General features: G+C 49.5%; 9 protein-coding genes and 1 pseudogene. 5 read left to right on the top strand and 5 right to left on the bottom strand.

The genetic code is table 11. The annotated features are described in order from the left end of the window. From ACOJTG_RS02260 to ACOJTG_RS02250, 3 genes and pseudogenes are all read left to right on the top strand, one after another. Window positions 1-356, top strand: a pseudogene (locus ACOJTG_RS02260) (MFS transporter); the annotation flags it as partial. A gap of 364 nt (window positions 357-720) precedes the next feature. Continuing rightward, the gene (locus tag ACOJTG_RS02255) at window positions 721-1398 is read left to right on the top strand and encodes a response regulator transcription factor (RefSeq protein WP_094813868.1); all 678 of its coding nucleotides are present in this window, start codon (window positions 721-723) and stop codon (window positions 1396-1398) included. Beyond that, the gene (locus ACOJTG_RS02250; RefSeq protein ID WP_420152317.1) at window positions 1395-2666 is read left to right on the top strand and encodes a sensor histidine kinase; all 1272 of its coding nucleotides are present in this window, start codon (window positions 1395-1397) and stop codon (window positions 2664-2666) included. Before ACOJTG_RS02255 ends, ACOJTG_RS02250 begins: the two co-directional genes overlap by 4 nt. A gap of 53 nt (window positions 2667-2719) precedes the next feature. Here the strand turns inward: ACOJTG_RS02250 and ACOJTG_RS02245 are convergent, their stop codons facing one another. The 3 genes from ACOJTG_RS02245 to ACOJTG_RS02235 all read right to left on the bottom strand — a co-directional run bounded on the left by ACOJTG_RS02245 (window position 2720) and on the right by ACOJTG_RS02235 (window position 5572). Next, the gene (locus tag ACOJTG_RS02245; protein ID WP_420152316.1) at window positions 2720-3961 is read right to left on the bottom strand and encodes a DUF937 domain-containing protein; all 1242 of its coding nucleotides are present in this window, start codon (window positions 3959-3961) and stop codon (window positions 2720-2722) included. Between the two features lie 26 nt (window positions 3962-3987). Next, the gene (locus ACOJTG_RS02240; protein WP_104710724.1) at window positions 3988-4488 is read right to left on the bottom strand and encodes a nuclear transport factor 2 family protein; all 501 of its coding nucleotides are present in this window, start codon (window positions 4486-4488) and stop codon (window positions 3988-3990) included. A 70-nt stretch (window positions 4489-4558) separates the two neighbouring features. After that, complete coding sequence (locus ACOJTG_RS02235) at window positions 4559-5572, bottom strand: NAD-dependent epimerase/dehydratase family protein (RefSeq protein ID WP_420152315.1); 1014 nt, start codon at window positions 5570-5572, stop codon at window positions 4559-4561. Between the two features lie 202 nt (window positions 5573-5774). On the opposite strand from ACOJTG_RS02235, the gene metG reads away from it, so the two are divergent. Together metG and mog are read left to right on the top strand one after the other, a co-directional pair. Then, window positions 5775-7817: a methionine--tRNA ligase gene (gene metG, locus ACOJTG_RS02230; RefSeq protein ID WP_420152314.1), complete on the top strand. Its 2043-nt coding sequence runs from the start codon at window positions 5775-5777 to the stop codon at window positions 7815-7817. A gap of 12 nt (window positions 7818-7829) precedes the next feature. Further along, window positions 7830-8363 (top strand): molybdopterin adenylyltransferase, encoded by a 534-nt coding sequence (gene mog, locus ACOJTG_RS02225; protein WP_420152313.1) that lies wholly within the window; start codon window positions 7830-7832, stop codon window positions 8361-8363. Between the two features lie 57 nt (window positions 8364-8420). Here mog and ACOJTG_RS02220 read toward each other — a convergent pair whose 3' ends face one another. After that, window positions 8421-8693 (bottom strand): hypothetical protein, encoded by a 273-nt coding sequence (locus ACOJTG_RS02220; RefSeq protein ID WP_420152312.1) that lies wholly within the window; start codon window positions 8691-8693, stop codon window positions 8421-8423. 157 nt (window positions 8694-8850) lie between these two features. Further along, window positions 8851-9387, bottom strand: a 537-nt coding sequence (locus tag ACOJTG_RS02215) for a type 1 glutamine amidotransferase domain-containing protein (protein WP_420152311.1), incomplete at its 5' end; no start/stop codon positions are given.

Here is a 9387-nt window from a genome sequence, read left to right as displayed (position 1 = left end):
TGATGAAATACATTGCTCCGAATAAACTGCTGGCGGCGTTTGCCCTGGGTAATATTCTGATGTGTGTAATCGTGGCTCAAAGCTTTGGCTGGCCGTCGTTTATCGCTCTGCTGATGCTGAACTTCTTCTTTAGTATCATGTTCCCTACGATCTTCAGCCTTGGATTGAAGGATCTGGGTCGCCATACGCAACAGGGTTCTTCGTTCATTTCAATGGGTGTCGTGGGTGGTGCTTTCTTTCCCTACATCATGGGAACGATTGCTAACACGGACGTCGCTTCGGCGTATTACCTGCCCATCATTTGTTACGCGGTGATCTTTATTTTCGGTGCGAAATTCGCTAAACCAACGGCTTAATTTTGCCTTACTTCACTTTGAAAGAGGCTCTCTGATTGGAATCGGAGGGCCTCTTTTCATTTCGTACAAGGCAGTTGGAAACTGCCCTATGGTGGGTACAGGTTTGGAAACCTGCACCAGTACACCCAATCTATGAAAACTCGTTAACCCCGGAGGGGTTCAATCTGAATAGCCCCGTATGCAATGCGGGGAACGACCAGCCTATTAACGTTGTCGATTTCTTAAATGAAATTCAAACCTGCACCAGTGTACCTACTCCTCCCCGACCAATCCCATTCCTTTCAACCTTTTTATTAACGGTTCTTCCCAGATATTTCCAACATTGACCTTCTATTTTCGCTCCGTCAATCCTTACAGAAAAGCTATGAAAATGTTGGTGGTGGAAGATGAACAGGGCCTGGCTGAAAGTATTTCGGCCTACTTATCGCGGGAAGGTTACCGCTGTGAAATGGCTGCTACCTACGCCGAAGCCGACGAAAAAATGTACCTGTACGAATACGACTGCGTGATTGTGGACCTGACGTTACCGGGCGGCGATGGACTGCAACTCATCGAAACGCTCAAAAAGCGAACGGCCTCGACGGGCATTATCATCATTTCGGCCCGCAATGCCCTGGAAGATCGTATCAAGGGGCTGGAAGTGGGCTCAGACGATTATCTGACCAAACCCTTTCACCTTTCCGAACTCAATGCCCGCGTAAAATCCCTGATTCGGCGGCGGAATTTTGGCGGTCATAATGAAATTCAGTACCGTGAAATTCTCGTACAGGTTCAAGCTCGTAAAGTGTTCGTGAATCAACAGGAAACGGTGCTTTCCCGCAAAGAATACGATCTGTTACTCTACTTTCTGGCGAATATCGACGTAGCTCTCACGAAAGCTTCCATTGCCGAGCACCTCTGGGGCGACCACATCGACTCCGCGGATTCGCTGGACATGGTGTACTCGCACATCAAAAACCTGCGTCGCAAGCTCGTCGAAAAAGGAAGTGGCGATTATATTCGATCCATTTACGGCATTGGCTATAAATTCGGAACGGCATGAGATTGCTCGAAAAAACCAACCGGATCTATCTGCTCTTTTCGGTGATCCTGTATCTGGCTACGGCTCTGGCATTCTACGGAATCATCAAGTGGCTCATTTACGATGAAGTAGAAAACCGACTGCTGGTGGAGAAACGGGATTTTCAACTCTACATCCAGCATTACGGCTGGACGGCGAACTCCTACTTCGTCGAAAACAAAATTGAAGTAGAGTTAGGCCGTGTACCCTCGGGTTTTAAGGAATCGTTCAAGGATACACTGATTGAAGATCGATATACGCAAAAGATGGTTCCCTTTCGGCAACTGACGTTCTACGAGTCCATTAAAGGCGTTGAGCATCGGGTGGCCATTCGCAAATCCATGATTCAGTCGTACCGGCTTATGGAGGCGATTACGTTCACGATGGCCACGGTACTCGCTTTGTTACTGGCGGGTACGTACTGGTTTCAGGATCGGCTCTCGGGACGTATCTGGCAGCCTTTTTACGAGACGCTATCCCGCATTAAGCAGTTCGACTTGGTCCGTGGTCAACATCTGCAGCTTGAGCAGCCCGACATTATCGAATTCAAGGAGCTGAACGAAGTGTTACAGAAAATGTCCGACCAGATTCTGCACGATTATCTGCATTTGAAGGAATTCACCGAAAACGCCTCCCACGAATTACAAACCCCGTTGGCCCTGATTACGGCTAAAGTAGAAGAATTGATTCAGTCCGAGCATCTAACGGAAAAGCAGACCCGCTGGATTCAAACCATTTACGAAGCATCGCTTCGGATGTCACGACTGTATCAGGGCTTGCTATTACTAGCCAAGATTGAAAATCGGCAATTTGCCAACGAACAACCCATTAACCTTAGCGATCAGTTGTTGGAACGCTTATGGGACATGGAAGAACTGCTTCAGTACAAAGGCATCCGATTACATACAGCCGTGGAAGCTCCGTTTTGGACTAACCTGCCCCCCGTACTGGCCGAAAACTTGATTACCAATCTGGTCAGTAATGCCTTGCGTCATAACGTACCCCAGGGTGAAATCCGCCTACGCTCTACCGATTCTGCCCTGTGCCTTAGCAATACGGGGCATCCCTTACAGAATGATCCGAACGATTTATTCTCCCGCTTTAAAAAGGAAGGGACTTCTTCCGAATCAGTAGGTTTGGGTTTATCAATTGTGAAAGAAATCTGTGATAACTATGGTCTTCACATCCGCTACGCCGAACACGGAGGTATTCACGAATTTTGTATTACAAACAGGACGGTAGAGGAATAAAAGAGGTCCCGGTGATGAATTACCGGGACCTCTTTTATTCCGTCAAATACCAACTATTGTTGTACTACTTTCACCACAATAAAGTCTTCACCAGCTCTGCCCGCATCTTGGGCCACGAAGCTAGCCACATCCAGTCGGATAATGTCAACCCCCGCCCGGGTAAGGTACGCCTTGATGCTATTGGCTTGCTTGAATACGTTTTTTTTGTTCACCGACTGCCGTGTTACTCCGGTAAATTTGAGTTGCAGGTTGGGGTTCTTCTTGAGCACGGCAGCTAGCCCATCAAGTGCCGGAATGGATTGAGGCGTAGGCTCGTTCGTTAATGGATCAAAGGTGATCCCTTCAAAAACGAACGTTTTGCCCGCTTTGCTCAGCGGATTATTCAGATGTTGCGTTAGCTTATCGGCCAATGATTCACCAGCGGGCGTCGTTGCCGTAGCAGGTGTTGTTGCTACTTGCGTGGAATCCGGATAGCGAGCCGTTGAATCCGTGGGTAAGGCCACTTCTTCGTTAACCGTTGTATCCTGCAGAGCCGCCGACTGCACCGTACTTCCGTACTGTTGCCAAGCGTAATAGCCACCGCCGAGTACCACCAGCAAAGCCACCCCTCCTAGAATCGCCTTCCAGGGAAAGGTAGAATTTTCCGTCAGATCGGCGTAAGGATTCTCCGTTTGAGGGCGGGTTCGGGTTCGCGATACAACCTCGGCTTCAGCTTCCTCCGTGGGCGTTACGTAACCAATCCGTTCCATATCTTCAATGGAAAGCGTTGTTACGACTTTGTCCAGTAGTTCGGGATCGGCCTCTTTGGTAAGATAATCTTTTTGGTTACGCAAGACCATAGCTAGCCCAACCGGGTCCAGATTTTGGTCTTTCACCTGCTTACCCAAAATATCCAACGTCAGATACGACATAGCCCCCAGCACGCTGGTGGCCGAAGAACTCCGAATGCGAGCATGGCTGGCAATCATCGCAATAAGAACACTCCGTTTGTCGGGCAAAAGGTGACTAAACAGATTACTTCCTTTCTGGATAATCTGGCTAGCCTGATCCCGATCCCGGAATTGAGCAGACAGGGGTCCTAAGTGATTGCCATAGAGGTTTTCCCGCTCAATGGCTTTGTACATGGCCTTTGCCCCACTCTCGGTCGATGACCTTTTCAAAAAAGCAGCTACTACGGACAAAGCCGTTACCTCCGCTGCCTGCCGGGTTTTTCCGGCATCTTCATTAATATGGGAAGCCATAGCCTCCACCAGATCGGCGGAGAGATAGTCTTTCAGGTACGAAAAAATATTCATCGGTAGTAATTAGGAGGTTCGGTTTCTCATTCCCAGCCATCGTCCGATTTCGGCTTGGGTTTTGCTACAGTTTTTTTCTGAGCAACGGCAGTTTTTCCTCCTCCCACTGAAGTAATGGGTTGATCTTTTTCAGCCCGTGTGAAAACTCTACTTACGATTTTCCAGTCGTTTCCGATTTTCATCAGCGACAAAAAGTCAACAAATTTAAAAGACTCCAGTTGCATTTCCAGTACGGCCGAACCCGCCGTACCTAAATAACTGTAGGATACAATCCGACCCGTCCAGTTGGCTCCACCCTTGGGCGTACGACCAATAAACTCCTTCACGGGCGTGCTCGTTACGCGGCCATTGGCCAGACTACGCAGGTTTGCCGTGGGGTAAAATGCCCGGTTCAGGCTAGCCGTGTCGCCGGTAGCTCCGCCGTCAATATAGTTTTGGAGCGTTTCCTTGATCGCAGCATCTTCGCTTTGAGCCTGAGCCGTAAAGCTTGCCACAACAAGCGTGAGAATGGGTAAGAGCGTCTTCATGAGTGGTTGTATCTATTTGCCTGGAATAATGGCAAAACAATATTTTTTTTAGCGTAGTAAAAAGCTTTCGTTAAACAGTTTTTGGTTCCTGCTCTACTTTCAGCAGTTGCTCAGCAATCCGCTGAACACTCGCTTCCAGCGAATGAAATTGAAAATTCAGGCTTTGTTCCAGTTTGGTACTGGGGTAGAAAAAGTGTAATTGTGAAGTACGAGCCGTCTCTTTGGTTACTAACGGTTGCTTCTGAGTGAACACGGCTTTGAAAGCTTCCCACCGCCACGCCACCTCGGCCAGTAAGGGTGTAACGCCGTAGCGGGGGGCATTCTTGCCCATGTACTGAGCAATTAATTCAAAAAAATGTTTGTAGGACGTTTTGCCGCCGCTCACAATGAATCGTTCATCCTGGATGTCACTTTGCAGTAGTTGGTAGATCGCTTCGGCTACATCCAGTACATCGACGTAATTCAGCGTACCATTGGTATAGAACGGCTTTTCGTCATACACGTACTTAAACAGAGCGGTACTGCTCCGGTGCCAATCGCCCTCGCCAATCACCACGCTGGGATTGACAATGATGGCGGGCAGGCCCTCGGAAATCCCCCGCCATACTTCCAGTTCCGCCTGGTATTTCGAGATGGCGTAGTGGGAGTTCAGCGGCGAATCTTCCCATTTCTGGTTTTCGTTTACGACCGTGGGCCGATCCGGATTCGTACTCTGCTGGGCGGGTCGGCCCAGAGCGGCCACCGAACTGATGTAGGCCAGTTTCTCAATTCCGGCGTGCAGACAGGCGTTGACGACGTTAGCCGTACCTTCCACGTTAACCTGATATAATTTTGCTTTTTCTTTCGGCGAAAAGGATACCATTGCCGCCGCGTGTACGACCTGCGTACAACCCTGCAGGGCGATCTCAAGCGAAGATACGTCCAGTACGTCGCCTTCCACCCACTCGATTTCTGATTCCACGTTCTGTACCAACGACAGGTCACTACCAGCCCGGCGAATGGCCCGTACGGAAATCCCTTCCGCAAGAAATTTTTTAGCTATAAAACTACCAATCAGGCCATTAGCCCCGGTGAGAAGAATCATTCGATTAAGCAGAAACGATACTACTGTCAAGAAGAGCCGGAGCCCGGTCAGCGGGAATCGGTTCGGTATTTGACCATCCTTCCCTACTGATGAGTCAAAAGTACGCATTTTTGGGAATTGCTGAACTTCATGGCTCGTATCTATTCGCTGAACGTAGTCCTTTAAAAATGTTTACTTTTGCGGCTCTAATGACCCTTTTTTCATGTCTGAGAAGAAATTTAATCGAACCACCGTCACCGCGGCTCTCATCTACGCCAATGGTCCCATTCACATCGGGCACCTGGCGGGATGCTACGTGCCGGCTGACGTATATGTACGCTACCTGCGAGCCAAAGGCCAAGAGGTAGCCTTTATTTCGGGTACCGACGAACACGGCGTCCCTATCACGATTCGGGCCCAGAAAGAAGGCATCACGCCTCAGGAAGTTGTCGACAAATATTACACCCAGATCAGTAAGTCTTTCGCGGATTTCGGGATCAACTTTGATATTTATTCCCGTACTTCCAAGCCGGTACACCACGAAATGTCGCAGGATATTTTCCTGCAACTGTACAACCAGGGCAAATTCGTGGAGGAAGTCACCGAGCAGTACTACGACGAAAAAGCGGGTCAGTTTCTGGCGGATCGGTACATCGTGGGAACCTGCCCCGTATGCGGCAACGAAAATGCCTACGGTGACCAGTGCGAACGTTGTGGCAGTACGCTGAGTCCCCGGGAACTGATCAATCCTCGCTCGATGCTGTCGGGTGAAACGCCGATTCTGAAAGCGACCAAGAACTGGAACCTTCCCCTCGACGTCATGCAGCCCGAGCTAGAAGCTTACGTGGCCAGTCACCCCGAATGGAAAACCAACGTGGCCGGGCAGGTACGCTCCTGGCTGAACGAAGGACTGAAGCCTAGGGCGATGACACGGGATTTGGACTGGGGCATCAAGGTACCCCTGCCCGATGCGGAAGGTAAAGTGATGTACGTCTGGTTTGATGCTCCCATTGGTTACATCACCTTCACGAAAGAACTGAAGGGCGATGATTGGGAAAAATGGTGGAAAGCCGACGATACGCGACTGGTTCACTTCATCGGAAAGGACAACATTGTCTTCCATTGCCTGATTTTTCCAGCGATGCTGATGGCCGATGGACGCTTTATTCCCGGTGCGGACAATGTACCCGCCAATGAGTTCATGAACCTGGAAGGCGATAAAATCTCGACTTCCCGGAACTGGGCCGTCTGGCTGCACGAATACCTGGAAGATATGCCCGGCAAGCAGGACGTACTTCGCTATGTACTGATTGCCAATGCTCCCGAAACGAAAGATTCAGAGTTTACCTGGAAAGATTACCAGACACGGAACAACTCCGAGCTGGTGGGTATTCTGGGGAACTTCGTGAACCGAGCCTTGGTACTGACGGAAAAGAACTTCGGACCGGCCGTGCCCGCTCGGGGCGAGCTGACCGAAGTGGATCAGAAAATGCTGGACGATCTGGCTCAGTACCCCGCCCGCATCGCTGATTCGCTGGAAAACTTCCGCCTCCGCGAAGGGTTGAGTCTGTTTATGGAAGTAGCCCGACTGGGCAATCAGTATTTAGCAGCAACTGAGCCCTGGAAAGTACTGAAAGAAAATCCTGAACGGGCTGCTACAATTTTAAACCTGAGCCTGCAATTGACCGCTACCCTTGCGATTCTGGCGGAACCCTTCCTGCCCTTCACGGCGGAAAAACTGCGGACTACGCTACATTTCACCGAGGCGGATTGGTCCAAAGCGGGTCATCTAAATCTGCTGGCTGAGGGTCACGTGATTGAAAACACGGGACTTCTATTTGAAAAAATCGAAGATGCTGTGATTGAAGCTCAGGTTCAGAAATTATTGAATACGAAGAAAATGAACGAACTGGCCTCCAAAACGCCCGCTCCCGCGAAAGAATCCGTTACCTACGACGACTTCGCTAAACTCGATATTCGCGTGGCTACGATTACGGCCGCCGAAGCCGTTCCCAAATCCAAAAAGTTACTGAAGCTAACGCTCGATACGGGACTGGATACGCGAACGGTTGTAAGTGGTATTGCCGAACACTTTTCACCCGAAGCCATCATTGGCCAGCAGGTGTCACTGCTGGCAAACCTGGCTCCGCGGAAGATGATGGGCATCGAATCTCAGGGCATGATTCTGATGGCGGAAGACCGGGATGGTAAATTACAATTTATCCGTCCGGGCGAGCCCGTATGGAACGGTGGTACCATCTCTTAACGTACTGAAGGTATGAAGCCGATTAAAATAGGAATCATTAATGTTTCGGACCGAGCCAGTGCGGGTATTTACGAAGACATTCCAGGGAAAGCCATTCTCTCGACGCTAACGGAGTATCTGGTCAACGAATGGGAACCCGTATATCGGGTCATTCCCGATGAACAGGAGCTCATTTCCCAGACGCTCATCGAACTGGCGGATCAGGAAGGTTGCTGTCTGGTGGTTACTTCGGGGGGGACGGGTCCCGCTCCCCGCGACGTAACGCCAGAAGCTACCGAAGCCGTTTGTCAGAAAATGATGCCCGGTTTTGGGGAACTAATGCGGAAAGTGAGTCTGGAATACGTGCCGACGGCTATCCTTTCCCGGCAAACGGCGGGTATCCGCGGTGCTTGTTTGATCATTAATTTGCCCGGCAAGCCCTCGGCCATTCGGCAATGTCTGGATGCGGTATTTCCCGCCATTCCGTATTGCATTGATCTGATTGGTGGCCCGTTTCTGCAAACGAATGAAACGGTCATTAAGGCCTTTCGTCCGAAGTCAGCTTAACGAAAAAAGGCCTCAGATTCGTGAATCTGAGGCCTTTTTTCATCTATTAGCTAAGCACTACAACCGGCTTGTGCGTTCTTCTTGCGTGTAGGAATCGCGTTGCGGAGTTTCGTTATTTTGGTTTTCACCTTCGTACTCACCCGTTCCAATTCCACCGTTACCGGCACCACGACCACTTTGATTGCCACTGCCCCGGTTGGGTTCAGCTCCCTGCTGTGACTGGTTTTGACCTGCCTGCTGGGCTTGCTGATTGCCCTGATTTTGGTTACGATTCGTTTGATTCTCGTCAGAACCTTGTTGCTGACCAGATTGATTTTGTTGATTTTCCATAGTCTTTTCAGGTTAAAAAGGCTCGAACAATGCTAAATTGCTCTATACCTTCTACTATGACCTTATATCAAAAATACTATTCCATCTACGTTTTGTGTAAAACACAATAAGGCGTAAATGTTTTGAAGTATCAGAGATGTAATGTCCTACGGGCTATTTACGCTGGTGCGTGTTGACCTTCCGCGATTTCTTCAATCATTTTTGCGTTGAAGGCAGGAATGTCATCGGGTTTACGGCTGGTTACCAAACCATTGTCCGTAACTACTTCTTCGTCTACCCATTCGGCACCGGCATTGATCAGGTCCGTTTTCAAGGAGGGATAGGAAGTCAGCTTCCGGCCTTCAACGACGTCTGCTTCAATCAGCATAATCGGAGCGTGACAAATAGCTGCTACGGGTTTACCACTTTCAAAAAAGTGTTCGACAAATGCTACGGCATCCGTTTCCATCCGCAGTGAGTCAGGATTCATAACACCACCAGGTAGTAACAGGGCATCGTAATCTTCGGGATTGGCTTGTGACAGCGGTACATCTACATTAAACGTATCGCCCCAATCGGTATGATTCCATCCTTTTACTTCTTTGTCTTTCGGAGAAATTATTTTCGTGTCAGCCCCGGCATCAATTAGTGCTTGTTGGGGTTCCGTTAATTCTACTTGCTCGAAGCCATCCGTTACTAGGATCGCTACTTTCTT

This window comes from Siphonobacter sp., assembly GCF_048595215.1.
Lineage (GTDB): Bacteria > Bacteroidota > Bacteroidia > Cytophagales > Spirosomataceae > Siphonobacter.
This window is presented reverse-complemented; position numbering and strand designations above follow the sequence as displayed.